Below are 13,146 nucleotides of genomic sequence, written 5' to 3'. Positions count from 1 at the left end.
TACTAACTATGGAGAATAATATCAGTAATGAAGAACAAATAAGAAATAAGTTTGAAAGAATATTCCAATATGAAAATAATAAGAATGCATTTCTTGATTATTTTTATGGAAAGTCAAACAGCTGCCCTACTTTAAGAAATTATTATGGTTATGAAGCTGAAGATATTTTTAAGTTTTATTTTGATGAAAATACTAAAGAAGAAGATAAAAAAGCTCTGTCAAGATACGCTGAAGCTATAATAAAAGATATATACAAAGACAAAAATGTTCATATAATTTTAAGATTATCTACTGGCGAAGATTTAGAAAAAGCATTAATAGAAAGTTATAATAATACATTTGAAAGACATATATATGATACGAAATATGATAAAATACGTTTAAATAATAATGACGGACTTAAATATATACAAATACAAGTAGATAATTTTTATAGGTTTTTAGAATTAGAAAATTATATATCTAAAGACTTTAATCAATACTTAGAAAAAGTAAAAAACGACAATGAAATATTATTGGATAAAGAGCCTCATTTATTATTAACTATTTTGGTATACCTTATAAATAGAGATGATGATAAAAAACTAATTAAACAATTATTAAATTATATAGACTCTCTAAAAATCAATGATGAAGAAACTATATCATTACTTTTTAGTATAGTTGATAAAGATGAAGAAGTGTATAAAAGATTAATGAATATTCTAAATAAAGATAATAACATCATTTATTTTCTTGCAAATATAGAACTTGAAATGAGAAAAGCAGTAAAATTGTATAAAAGATTATTTAAAGGATTAGAAAACAAACAATCTTATTACTACACAAATAAACTTATACCTGCATATTTAGAAATATGTTCTTTCCCTAAAGAATGTATTTTATTAAGCACAATACTTAATAACAATGCTCTTTTTATTTCAGGACTTATATTTGAAGCAAAAGAATTATATGATGAAGACAAAGAAACTTTTTATAAACTTTATGAGATAATAGAAAAATCAAAATTGGAACATTCATATCTAGAGTATAATATACTTTATGCTATGCTTTCATCAATTATGCTTGCAAGCGGTGATAATAAATATAATATTGATGCTGATTATATTGTAGCAAAGTTAAAAGAAAAATGTGTTGAGTCATTAGAATTAGTTATACCTATTAAAAGTTTTGATGATATAATTTCTAAAAGCATTAAATATATAAAAGAAAACCGTTACGATAATCATTATAGTCATTATTTATCAGCCATAATGTCTTTTGATGGTATCAATGATGAAGCCTCAGAAATTACTACTAAATTATTAAAGCATTACGGAATAAACGGTAAAATTTATATTTACACTTCTATTCAGAAAATATTCTATAACAGAGATATTTTATCAATTAAAGAAAAATTAGTTAATGATAAAAAAGTGCCGCTAAAAGATATTTATTTATCATTATTAGAATTAAAAAATGATATTATCACACTTATAAAAAATAATATAGAAGAAACAGAATCTATTATTGAAGATAAATCATTTATCACTTCTATAATAGCAAATATTCAAGGAACTATATCATTTATTGATTATATTTTCAGTGATGAGCTAAAAGATTTGATAGATAATAAATTTGATTTTGTTTTCAAAGTTCTCGACACCGCAAAATCAAAAAAGTAAAAAATCATTGTGTATCAGTAATAAATAATAATGAAAGTATTGTAAGAAGCGAAGTAGAAAAATTAGCGAATGAAGGAAAAGAATCATAAAAAATATTTATAAAGAAATAATTAAATATTGGGACTTACAAAAAATTGATGATGCTTTCAAATTAAAAATCGTTGAAAAAATAGAATAATATTTGATAAATAGTATAATAAAAGATATGAAACTACTAAATATAAAGGATATAAAATGAGCAAGGAAATTGAAAACTTTAATAGCAATTTTGATGATGAAATTTTTGACATAGCATTCGTTTTAAAAAAACAAAATTTATCAGCTGGTAAGTCAAAAGGAAAATACTATACTTTATTGGTATCTGCAATTGCATATAAAAATATTATTACCAATGAAATTATAGAAAATGAAAATTTGCTTATAGTAAAAGAAATTGAAGATACAAATCATTATTTTCAGATATTCAGAAATAAAACAATAGTAAGATTAAAGGTGAGAAAAGAAAAAGATTCATCTGATTTATATATAAGATTCTTGCTTGAAGATGTAGTTGATAATGATTATAAAGATGATGATTTAAATATTATATTAGAAAAATATTCTAGGCCTGTTTATTATAAAGATGAAGAATTAGGAGATTTTGAGTTTGATAAGTCTATAGACATGTTTAGTAAAAATATAGAGTGGAATGATGATAATATTTCAGTTCTCTTTAAAAATATTGATAAAGAAGTTAATAAAAAAAGTGCTGATATCATCAAAAAAATATTTGCTAATAAAAAAGATGTTGACAAAAAACTAAAAGACTATATATCAGAAAATATGCTTGAAGATGCCAACAGCTGGAATGATGATGATAAGCCTCATATAAGCAAAGAAGAGTTTATAAAATTAATAACGTTAACATCTATAACTATTATATACGAAAATAATATAACATTTTATTTTGATGACGGAGATATTTTCTCTGGACATGTAATAGCAGTGGACAGCGACTACGATTTTAATTTTGCAGAGCCTTATATAATAGGATAATTAATTTTACGCACGCTAAACAAAGCTTAAAATATAAGTTTATCTATAATTCAAATTTTTATCATATTATAAATTTTACTCACCGTGCGTTAAAGAAATTCTAAATTTAATCAACACTTGGGTGGGGGCTATAATTTCTAAATAATAATGAATATTAAAATTTAAAATATAGTTATAGAGAATAAAGGGCGGGGTATTAATAAAAATTTTAAAATTTATTATTGATATTTTATATTAACATATTACAATATGAACAGGATATAAAAATGGAAAAAGAAATTGAAGATTTTAATAAAGATTTTAATGATGAAATTTTTGATATGGCATTCATACTGAAAAGATCATGCTGCAAATACAATAAAATACCTTGGGATAAATATTATACTTTATTTGTTTCAGCTATCGCTTTAAAAAATATTGCAGCTAATGTAATTATAGAAAATACTCATATCATCATTCACAAAAAAGTTAAAGAACCTGAAGAATATTTAAAAATACTCAAAGATGAAAGCATAGTAAGATTGAAGGTTAGAAAAGAAAAAGATCCTGACGACTTCTATATTAATTTTTTACTTGAAGATATAGTTGACAATGATTATAAAGATGATGATTTAAATATCATATTAGAAAAATATTCAGAGATTATTTATTACAAAGATGAGGAATTAGGCGATTTTGTGCTTAATAAAGATATAAACAGTTTTAAGAAAGAGATGCCTTGGACTGATAGTAATATTTTAATACTCTTTGATAATATTGACGAAGAGTTTAATAAACAAAGCGTTGATATAATCAAAAAAATATTTGCTGATAAAAAAAATATTGATATAAAATTAAAAGAGTGTGCAGCAGAAAGTATATTTAAGCCTCATAATATGGATAAAGAAGAATTCATAAAATCAATAAGTTTAACATCTATAAGTATATACTCTGAAAACTGCATAACATTTTATTTTGATAATGTTGACGTACCTACAATACTAGTAAATAGTGATTGGGAATTTAATTTTAAACCGATTACTGAACTAATGTTTTTTTAAATTCGTATATTTCTTTCCGCACGCAGAACGAATTTAAAATATAAGTTTATCTATAATTAAAATTTATTGTATTATAAAATTTAGCTAACCGTGCGTTAAGTAAATTCTAAACTTAATTAACGCTTGGTCGGGTGCTGAAATTTCTAAATAAGTTATAAAGATAGTTAATATTAAAATTCGAAAGTTAGTCATAAGGTATAAAGGGCGGGGTATGTAATAAAATTTTAAAACTTAAATTACATTTGCCCACCCTCTAGAATTTTTATTTTTTATGGTATTTAAATTTTATTTTTCTTGTTAATTTGTTTAGTTATTTTAGCTGCCCGCCCAATATTTTTTTAAATTTAACATCTATTTACCGCACGCAGAATAAAATTAATAATATTGATTTGCTTGTAATTTTATTATAGTTAATATTTTGTTTACCGTGCGTTAAAATTGTTTAGATATCATTTTATATATTGTTGCCGATTTGCTTATTTGATTTATAATTGAATATGATTTTTTAAGGAATAATTATTAAATGTATAAAATTAATTTTTGTATTACTCATTACTTACTACAAGAAATATATAATATTAATTTATATTATAAAATAGCTATTTTAGATTTTTTTAATGTTTTTAGATTTGAATATAAAATAATTAATAATCAAATAGACTATCAACCATTTCAAATAATTATAATGAATGATAATATCATTAATAATTTATCTAATTTTATAAATAAATATTATTCAAATAAATATAATCATAAAATAAAAAACAAACTAAAAATTATAAAAAATGGTGAACCTTTTATTTTATTTATAGAAATTTATACAACAAATAGTATTTATTGTATTTCAGATATATTAGAAATTTCAGAAGAAAAGTTACAAGAAGTATATAATATAGATGAAAAATATGTAAAAAACTATAAAGAGTATATTTCTAAATATTTTAATATTATAACAACAATTTATTATGATGATAAAGGGAAATATACATTTAATTATAAAATTAAACCTAAAGTATGTAAATATTGTAATAATTCAGATAAAAAATATTTTTCTAATGAATCTCATATAATACCTGAAAATATAGGCGGTCATTTAATAGATAGTTTGGAATGCGACAAATGTAATTCTTGGTTTAATGAAAATATAGAACAAGACTTTTCTAAATTTTTAGATGTTGCAAAAACATTATTTTGTATTAAAGGAAAAAGAGGAATTCCTAAAATACTAAATAATGATTTTAATATTGAATATGACAATTTAAATAAAAAAGATATATTAACTTTTACAGTAAAAAATCCTGAAATTACCTTATATAATATACAACAATATAAATTTGAAATTATCAAAGATATTAATTTATACAATATTTATAAAACTTTATGTAAAATAGCTTTAGGAGTTATTGATTATAAACAAATAGAAATATTTTCTGATACAATTAAATGGCTAAAAGATTTAAATACCAATACGAAAATTCCAATAGTTATTTTTAATAATCATTTTAATATTGTTGACCATTTAAATAAACCATATTTATATGTTTATATTAGAAAAAATAATGATTATAATATTCCATATACATGTGCAGAATTAAATTGCAGATTTATGTCTTTCTACTATATAATACCGTTTTCTAAAAATGATAGAAATAATTTTTTAAATAAAGATGAGGTAATAAATTTATTTAAAGATATATTTTATATAAAATCAAACAATTATAGAATATTAGATTGTAATGAAAATAAAAAAACTGATTTTAAATATATAATTAATTTAGATTTAAAATAGTTTTTTGCTACGGTTCTGTGCAAACTGTTCAGGCTTTTAGAAAGTTTAGCAAAGGTGCTTGAAGGTTTATTTCTATAATTAAATTGCTTTTTTTTAATTTTTCATATTCATCTATAGCGATATTTATGTCTTTTAAAATTTTTCTGATTAAACCTCTTGTTAAATCTTCATTATGAATAGGTATAACAGTAGTAAGTCCTTTATCATTAATAAAGAATTTATGGCTTCCTTTTTGTCTTAATTCTTTGAATCCCAGTAATATTAAAATCTTTATCATAGTTTTTGAATCACATATGGATAATTTACTCATATAATAACTTCTACCTTGTCAGCTTTTATAAGTTTATTATATTTGTAATTATCTTTTAAATAGTTGGATTCTTCTACTTCAAGACAAAGTTCTATAACTTCTTTTATTCTTATATATAGCTCATCTATTGATTTTGCCTGAGTATAGCAGCTTTTTAATGCTGGTACTGTTGCTATATACATTCCATCTTCATCTTGCTCTATAATAATATTGAAATCATATTTAGACATATAAAATCCTATTAATAAATATTTTTTATTATATAGTTTTTTACTTATTATGCAATTAAAACCGTAATTTTTATTTATTATACATTCAAATATATTTATAGATTCTAAACTTAATTAACGCTTGGGCGGGTGCTGAAATTTCTAAATAAGTTATAAAGATAGTTAATATTAAAATTCAAAAGTTAGTTATAAATAATAAAGGGCGGGGTATGTAATAAAGTTTTAAAACTTAAATTACATTTGCCCACCCTCTAGATTTTTAATCTTTTATTGTATTTAAATTTTATTTTTCTTGTTAATTTGTTTAGCTATTTTTACTGCCCGCCCAATATTTTTTAGAGTTAAAGTCTATTTCCCGCATACAGAATAAAATTTATAATATTGATTTGCTTGTAATTTAATTGTAGTTATGATTCATTTTATTACTAAAAATTATATCCTAGTTCAATTTCCCAAGTAAAAGGCTTGGCAACCGAATAAGTTGAAAGCTGAGGAGTTCTATTAAAAATGTTTTTAAAATTCATAGATACTATTAAATGATTAAACCATATAGAATATAACGATATATTAAAGTCATGGAATACTTCACTGTAATATATAGGCTTATTTTCTGTTAATGGCCTTGGGGCAGAATATGTATATATAAAATTAATTGAAAATGAACTTAATACTTTATAATTAGGTATGAAGTCGTATCCTAATAATGCACTTACTGCATGTTCAAGAAGTCCTATTTTAGGCAATTTATTTTTTCCAAGATTTGCAATCTGATATGAATATCCTATCTTTGCCGATATTTTATTAAAATTAAGAAATGGTATTTGATATCCTATGCTTGAATTAAATATATGAGAAACGGCAGAGTCAACATTTTCAGGAACAGCATTATACCAAACTATTTTATTTGTGTATTCAGTATATGCATAAGAAGCTTCTATAGTTAAATTTGTTATAGGCTCCAATGTCAATTTTGTAAGTATTTGATTATATGTTTCCGGCTTAAGATTAGGATTGCTGAATGTTCCGTAATATAAATCATTGAATGTGGGCGAAGTATAATCGCTTGAATATGAGAAATATAAACTGTATCCTTTATAGAAGTTTAAATTAAATGCTGCATTGTACGCCAGATAATTATTATTTTGATTATTTGTAAAATGTTCATTTTGATATTCATATTTAATACTTGGCAATAATGAAAATATAGGAGTTGAATCATCCCAATATCCGAATGAAAGCTGCATATCATATTTTATAGATAGAGAATGTCTTTGCGGATAATAATAAAAATTAGTTTCTATTGAATTGGTGTCTTCTGTTAAAATATCGTATCTGTATTCCGGTGTTAATTGATTGTATAATGTTATTGTATTAGGCAGAAGCTCATCCATTCTTTTTAGCGATGCATTTAAAGCTATAGCATGAGATTTATAGTCAGAAATAAATTTTCCGTCTTTAAAATAAGGTCTGTCTACAAATGAATCAAATAAATAACTGAGATTTATATTATAATCTAAAATATCTGAAAAACCATTATAAGATATTGACGATGCAGCGGTTGTAAATGTAAACCAAGAATCCGTATAGCTTATAGGAGGAATCTGGTATTGTGCTGCAGAATCAGAATATGATACATTTACAAAAGCATTTATATAATCATCATTAGGAAGTATATATTTATAATTAGCAGATGAGTTTATTATAAACTGCCTATTATCCCTAAAATTTCCTGTGATTCTTTTTCCTGCTAAATTTGTAAAATCATAATAATAATTAGCATCGCTGTAGTATGAATCTGCAGTGAATGTAAATATTTGATTATCTCCTATTTTTTTTGAAAATAATATAGAGGGTCTTATGGTGTTGTAAGCTCCGTAAGCAAAAGATATTAAAGTAATATCCTGATTCGGACTTTTAGTTGTTATATAAATAGAGTTTACTATAATCTCAATAGATTCTATTAAATTGGCAGGTATTCTTCTTAAATCAACTCCGGCATCTGCATTTCCTTTTGCCGTGTTCATAAGAATTCCGTTAATATATATTTTTATATTATCCCCATTGGCTCCGGCAGGATCAACAACTTCATTTCCCATATAATTGCCTTTATTTACAAATCCAGGCTGATTGGCCAATACTTCCTGAGCATTATTATATCCCATTCGCTCTATTTCTTCAGAAGTTATAATCCTATTATTAACTTTAATAGGCTCTTTGGCTTTTCTATTAGTTTGTACAGACTCATTGTTATTAGTCATTTCAACTTGAGAAGTAACCCAAATATTTCCTTTAAGCTCTCTTATTAAATAGGTTTGAGAGTATAAAATATTCACTGATAATAAAATAATTAGTATTGATGTATGTTTCATAATAAAAAAGTATTTAGGAAAGATTATTTTTTTTATCATTATTCCTTCCATATAATTAATCTTCATTAAAAATAAAAATATAAAATATTATTAATTTAAATTTAAAATCCCAGTTGCATAGGATCCCCATTGATTGAATATTCCTTTCCAATCATCTTCAGTAGGGGCATTATTTACAGCACCTGTACCAAATGCTGATGCAAGCATAAAATTTCCTTCTAAATCTACATGAAAAATCATCCATCTGCTGTCTTGTCCGTTTCTTCTTGGATCTTCATACAAAGCGCCTATCCAATTAGTTCCTTTCCATTCTATATTTGTAGCATATATAAAATTTCCTAAAACTGTACCATCCTCTAAATATGTTGCTTTACTGTCAGTTTTTCTGGTTTTTGTTGTTACTCCTGCAGGTATTATGGTTTGATTGGTAAAAGTATTCATCCAATTAGTGTAGAAATAATCCTGTTTTCTTTTATCGCTCCAAGATAGAGATAAAATATAATCATCTGTAAGAAGTTTATATCCGCTTCTTTGCGATATTGGATTTGTAGGCGATTTAGAACATGATACTATTATTGATATTAATAAAATAAGTAATAAAATTTTTTTCATTTAAAAATAATCTCCATTTAATATTTATAATTTTATATATCCGAATACAAACCAATATTTGACCCAATCAGTTGTATTTTCATCTGGAATTGTATTTTCAGAACTTCCGCCGCCATACCATGCCTGTTCAGCACCGTCTTCATCTACTATAATAAGCCTGTATCTTATCAGCATTCCAACACCTGTTTTATTATCCCAGTATATACCGGCTATATAATCTTTACCATTATAATGCTGTACTATACATTTTCTAAATTCTGTTCTTGGTGCTGTTCCGTTGTTCCAAGTGGTTTCATAATAGTGGGCATCGCTTTTAAAATTTCCAGTTACTAATTGATAGCTGCTGTTATTGTATACTGTTTTATCTGAAACCATAGTTTTCCATAACTCTTCGATTTTCTCTTGCGTTATTCTTCCAGTAAAAGATTTATTTCCATAATAAACAGTTCCGTCATAACCGTTTCCTATAGATACTCCTTTAAATGCATTGTTATCTGTATTATCTAATCTAGGATCAGTTGCCGAATGTTTTGCACATGATGAAGAGAGTATTAATATTGATAGTATAAATAATAAAATTTTAATTTGTTTTTTCATAATTGTTTCCTAATTTATAAAATCATTTGCTGTATTGTATGCAGTCTGAATATGCAGAAAAAGAATTATTTTCTATAGTAAATATTTTTTTAGCTTCTTCCAAAGTAGCAGCTGTATATGTTCCGTCGGGATTATATGCTCCTGAAATAGAAATGCTGTTTGCTGTTAAGTTTTTAAAAGATACAGCATAATATTTTCCAATGGATGGTTTATCCCAGCTTTCAAGATATTTTCCATATATTATTCCTGATGTATTATCTTTACCCCAAACTATTTCATCTGCAGTAATAGAATAAGTAATGCTTCCGTATCCTCCTCCGTAAGAGTAAAAATATCCTTCTTTGTATTCATATATTTCTCCTTTATAACTTGGATTTTCCCAGACATTTATCAAGTAATTTTTTGGGTTTTGGGTAAGTAAAGGATTTGTTGATGGATTTGAGCATGATACAGCAAACAATAACATTAAAGCTATAAACAATAATTTAGTTTTTATATTTGACATAAAAAAACTCCTTTTAAAAATTCTAGCAATTTTATAAAGGAGTGCATATATAACCTAGTGCACTCGACTTGATTATTAATTTCAGGTATTCCGACTTCGACAGAAAAACAATCTCTATACTTTACGGTTGCGGGCCAGCGTGGGATTTTCACCCTCATTCCCCTGTATATAAATCAAAAGTAATTTATAAAATATTTTCATATTATAAACAAAAAAAATTTTTTATCAAGTTTTATATAATTTGCAGTTAATATAAAAACATAATTGATTTTATTTTTGCGTATGATAGAATCAATAATAGGTTTTAATTATGACTAATACGAATAAAATAATAGTAAAAATATCAGTATTTTTTGCTGGAATAGTTTTAACTTTGATTGGAATAATAGGATTTTTTTCTTTTATTGGTACAAAAAATTATATTCATACTGTAGGAGTAGTTGAACAGTATAATAGAAAAAGAGTATATAAATATAGAAAAACTAGATATGAAAGCACAATGCTTATAAGTTATAAAACAGATAAATACGGAACATTATATACGACTCTAAAAAGTTATTATCCATTTAGAAAAGCAGGAGATAAAATGCCTTTATGGTATGATGCGGATAAACCAAGAGAGATAAAACTTCCTTTTTCTGATAGTATTCTTTATATATTAAGTACTGTTTTAGGATTGGGATTAATTTCTTTGGGAATTTACATTCTTAAAAATAATATTATATAAAAATTATTTTTCACATACTACAATGTATTCATACAGCATAGTATTTAAAGTTTTGCCTTTTTTATTTTCAGGAGAATTTTTTGAAGGCATAGATTTATTGCTTAATATTCTTTTATAAGTTAATAAGTGTTTAAATCCATTTTCCTCAAATTTTTCTGCTATAAATTGATCTGTAGGCAATTCTATATTTTTAACTCTTCTATTGCCTACAACATATATTATTTTTCCATTTTTTTTTAACTGCTTTAGATACATTCATAATTGATTTTTCTAAATCATAATAAAATGATGAAATCTCTAATGCCCTTTTATTATTAGAAAGATTTATTTCATTAATGTAATCTGATATTATACCTTTAGTAAAAAGTGTTTTAGATTTATTTCCTCCCATTAATAAATTATCAATTTTTCTAGCATATTCAATTCCCATCCATTCATTAGGCAGAGTTGAAAATTGTCCATAAGCAACTGTTGTTTTGCTGTCGCCGTAAGGAGGACTTGTTAAAACTACATCGTATAGTTTTTTTTCATTTTTTAATTCTGAACATTTTATTTTTATATTAATATTATTAGTTAATTTTGGTAAATAAAAATCTTTATATATAGAAATTAATTTATCTAATTTTTCAAAATATAATTTAAATACATTAGGATTAAAATTAGATATATATTCTTCTTTCATTTTATATAGTTTAAATTCATTATTTCTTGTATAAGAACATTCTCTTACTGTTTCTGAAAAAGGTATTAATAAAAAATTTCTTAATTTGTTATTTGTCTTATAAATAAAATATTTTAGAATCATTAGTTTATTTATCACTTCTTTTGAAAACCAAAAATCAATATTTGTTACATTAGGCTGAGTAATCATAAATGATTTATTATATTTTAAGTTAATAATCTCATTATATAAATGCTCTCTTTCTTTTGCCAGCGAGTTTAATGATATTTTAGTAAATTTTACTTTTGATATTAATACTGCTAAAGGATTGATATCATATCCGGCCATATAATTTATTCCGCATTCCAGAGCGCTTGAGAAAGATGAGCCGGAACTGCAATAAGGATCAAGTAAAATGCCGTTAGAAATATTTAATTCATGCAGTATTTTTACACCTATTTGCGGAAGCATTGTAGCAGGATATTTATGAATATTTGGGTATAAGTCTGAATAATTTTCATTTATAAAATCATAATCTTTATTTCTTATAACATTATATTTCATAATTCATAAATACAGTTCTATAATTTTTAGTATGGGTTATATTATCATACAATCTTAAATCTACAAGTATATTTTATATTTGATTATTCAGTTTATTATCTATAATGAAAATATATTATATGCATTTGATTTTTATAAAATTATTATTAACTTTAATTATGATTTTATAAAAAAAAAATTATATATATGTTTAATTTGTTCTAATCTAAAATAAACTGTTTATTGCAAAAATACCAAACTATAATATACTAACAATAATTATTTATGAGAAAACTTTTTTTATTTTTATCTATTTTATTTATACTTTCTGCCAATATCTATTCGCAGACTTTTAAACCGTTTAGAAAACTTTATACTATACAAACAGAAAAGTTTGAAATCATTTTTCCAATGGAATCAAGAAGAACAGCAGAAAATCTTGCAAAAGTTGCTGATGAAATATATGAAAAATATTCTAAAACTTTAAATAGTACAGTAAGAGGAAAAATTCCAATAACCATAACACCGGATTTTAATTTGTTTAATTCTGCTGCAATGATAATACCTTATTCAAGTTTGATATTATATGATACAAATTTGGATGAAAATTTCACAAGCTTCAGCAATAATTTTGAAAGCGTATTCATACATGAACTTACGCATTTGCTTTCAATGGCTTCAGAGAATACAGGTACAGCTACTAAAGTAATGGGTAATTGGGCTTCTTTTGTGCATATTAATGCTATGCCTTTTATGATAGAAGGTGCTCCTGTAAGTATGGAGAGTTTAACAGGATTCGGACGTGCTAATGATCCTTTAGTTAGGCAAAGATTAAGACAGGATATATTTGAAGGCGATTTCAGAACTCCTATGCAGGCTTCCTATTTATGGACTAAAAACCCTTACGGAAATGTTTATTATGAATACGGAGGACTTTTTTCTCAATATCTTCAGGAAAGATTCGGAATGGAAAAGTATAATGAGTTTTGGAATAGAATGCAGACTAAACTTCATTTTTCATTTCTAGTTTATAATTCAGGAGTTTACGGAGCTTTTAAAAAAGT

12 protein-coding genes, 2 pseudogenes and 1 riboswitch are annotated in these 13,146 nt (G+C 24.4%); of the genes and pseudogenes, 6 read left to right on the top strand and 8 right to left on the bottom strand.

Annotated features, from left to right (window positions below; genetic code table 11):
- From Q0J90_RS00925 to Q0J90_RS00910, 4 genes and pseudogenes are all read left to right on the top strand, one after another.
- Window positions 1–1,664: pseudogene (locus Q0J90_RS00925) on the top strand (molybdate metabolism regulator); the annotation flags it as partial.
- Between the two features lie 234 nt (window positions 1,665–1,898).
- Window positions 1,899–2,699: a DUF2262 domain-containing protein gene (locus tag Q0J90_RS00920; protein ID WP_297276133.1), complete on the top strand. Its 801-nt coding sequence runs from the start codon at window positions 1,899–1,901 to the stop codon at window positions 2,697–2,699.
- A 266-nt stretch (window positions 2,700–2,965) separates the two neighbouring features.
- Window positions 2,966–3,739, top strand: a complete 774-nt coding sequence (locus tag Q0J90_RS00915) for a DUF2262 domain-containing protein (protein ID WP_297276132.1) — start codon at window positions 2,966–2,968, stop codon at window positions 3,737–3,739.
- Window positions 3,740–4,262: 523 nt separating this feature from the next.
- On the top strand, window positions 4,263–5,528 hold the full coding sequence (locus tag Q0J90_RS00910) for an HNH endonuclease (protein WP_297276131.1): 1,266 nt from the start codon (window positions 4,263–4,265) through the stop codon (window positions 5,526–5,528).
- 28 nt (window positions 5,529–5,556) lie between these two features.
- Here the strand turns inward: Q0J90_RS00910 and Q0J90_RS00905 are convergent, their stop codons facing one another.
- From Q0J90_RS00905 to Q0J90_RS00880, 6 genes are all read right to left on the bottom strand, one after another.
- Window positions 5,557–5,838 carry a type II toxin-antitoxin system HicA family toxin gene (locus tag Q0J90_RS00905; protein ID WP_297276130.1) on the bottom strand — a complete coding sequence of 94 codons (282 nt, stop codon included), beginning with the start codon at window positions 5,836–5,838 and terminating at the stop codon, window positions 5,557–5,559.
- Entirely contained in the window at window positions 5,835–6,068 is a 234-nt protein-coding gene (locus tag Q0J90_RS00900; RefSeq protein ID WP_297276129.1) for a type II toxin-antitoxin system HicB family antitoxin, read from the bottom strand. The genes Q0J90_RS00905 and Q0J90_RS00900 overlap by 4 nt, the downstream gene beginning before the upstream one ends.
- A 425-nt stretch (window positions 6,069–6,493) precedes the next feature.
- Window positions 6,494–8,437, bottom strand: a complete 1,944-nt coding sequence (locus Q0J90_RS00895) for a TonB-dependent siderophore receptor (RefSeq protein ID WP_297276134.1) — start codon at window positions 8,435–8,437, stop codon at window positions 6,494–6,496.
- A gap of 90 nt (window positions 8,438–8,527) precedes the next feature.
- Entirely contained in the window at window positions 8,528–9,049 is a 522-nt protein-coding gene (locus tag Q0J90_RS00890) for a hypothetical protein (protein ID WP_297276128.1), read from the bottom strand.
- Window positions 9,050–9,073: 24 nt separating this feature from the next.
- The gene (locus Q0J90_RS00885) at window positions 9,074–9,646 is read right to left on the bottom strand and encodes a hypothetical protein (RefSeq protein ID WP_297276127.1); all 573 of its coding nucleotides are present in this window, start codon (window positions 9,644–9,646) and stop codon (window positions 9,074–9,076) included.
- A 22-nt stretch (window positions 9,647–9,668) separates the two neighbouring features.
- Complete coding sequence (locus Q0J90_RS00880; RefSeq protein WP_297276126.1) at window positions 9,669–10,151, bottom strand: hypothetical protein; 483 nt, start codon at window positions 10,149–10,151, stop codon at window positions 9,669–9,671.
- Between the two features lie 62 nt (window positions 10,152–10,213).
- Window positions 10,214–10,360, bottom strand: a riboswitch (cobalamin riboswitch).
- A 101-nt stretch (window positions 10,361–10,461) separates the two neighbouring features.
- Between Q0J90_RS00880 and Q0J90_RS00875 the strand changes: the two genes are divergently transcribed.
- A complete protein-coding gene (locus tag Q0J90_RS00875) occupies window positions 10,462–10,878 on the top strand; it encodes a hypothetical protein (RefSeq protein WP_297276125.1) in 417 nt (138 codons plus the stop codon).
- 3 nt (window positions 10,879–10,881) lie between these two features.
- Here the strand turns inward: Q0J90_RS00875 and Q0J90_RS00870 are convergent, their stop codons facing one another.
- Together Q0J90_RS00870 and Q0J90_RS00865 are read right to left on the bottom strand one after the other, a co-directional pair.
- Window positions 10,882–11,058: a hypothetical protein gene (locus Q0J90_RS00870; RefSeq protein ID WP_297276124.1), complete on the bottom strand. Its 177-nt coding sequence runs from the start codon at window positions 11,056–11,058 to the stop codon at window positions 10,882–10,884.
- Between the two features lie 19 nt (window positions 11,059–11,077).
- A complete protein-coding gene (locus Q0J90_RS00865; protein WP_297276123.1) occupies window positions 11,078–12,103 on the bottom strand; it encodes an adenine methyltransferase in 1,026 nt (341 codons plus the stop codon).
- Window positions 12,104–12,367: 264 nt separating this feature from the next.
- On the opposite strand from Q0J90_RS00865, the pseudogene Q0J90_RS00860 reads away from it, so the two are divergent.
- Window positions 12,368–13,146 (top strand): annotated as a pseudogene (locus tag Q0J90_RS00860) (TreP protein); the annotation flags it as partial.

It is taken from the genome of uncultured Brachyspira sp. (assembly GCF_944390595.1).
GTDB lineage: Bacteria > Spirochaetota > Brachyspiria > Brachyspirales > Brachyspiraceae > Brachyspira.
This window is presented reverse-complemented; position numbering and strand designations above follow the sequence as displayed.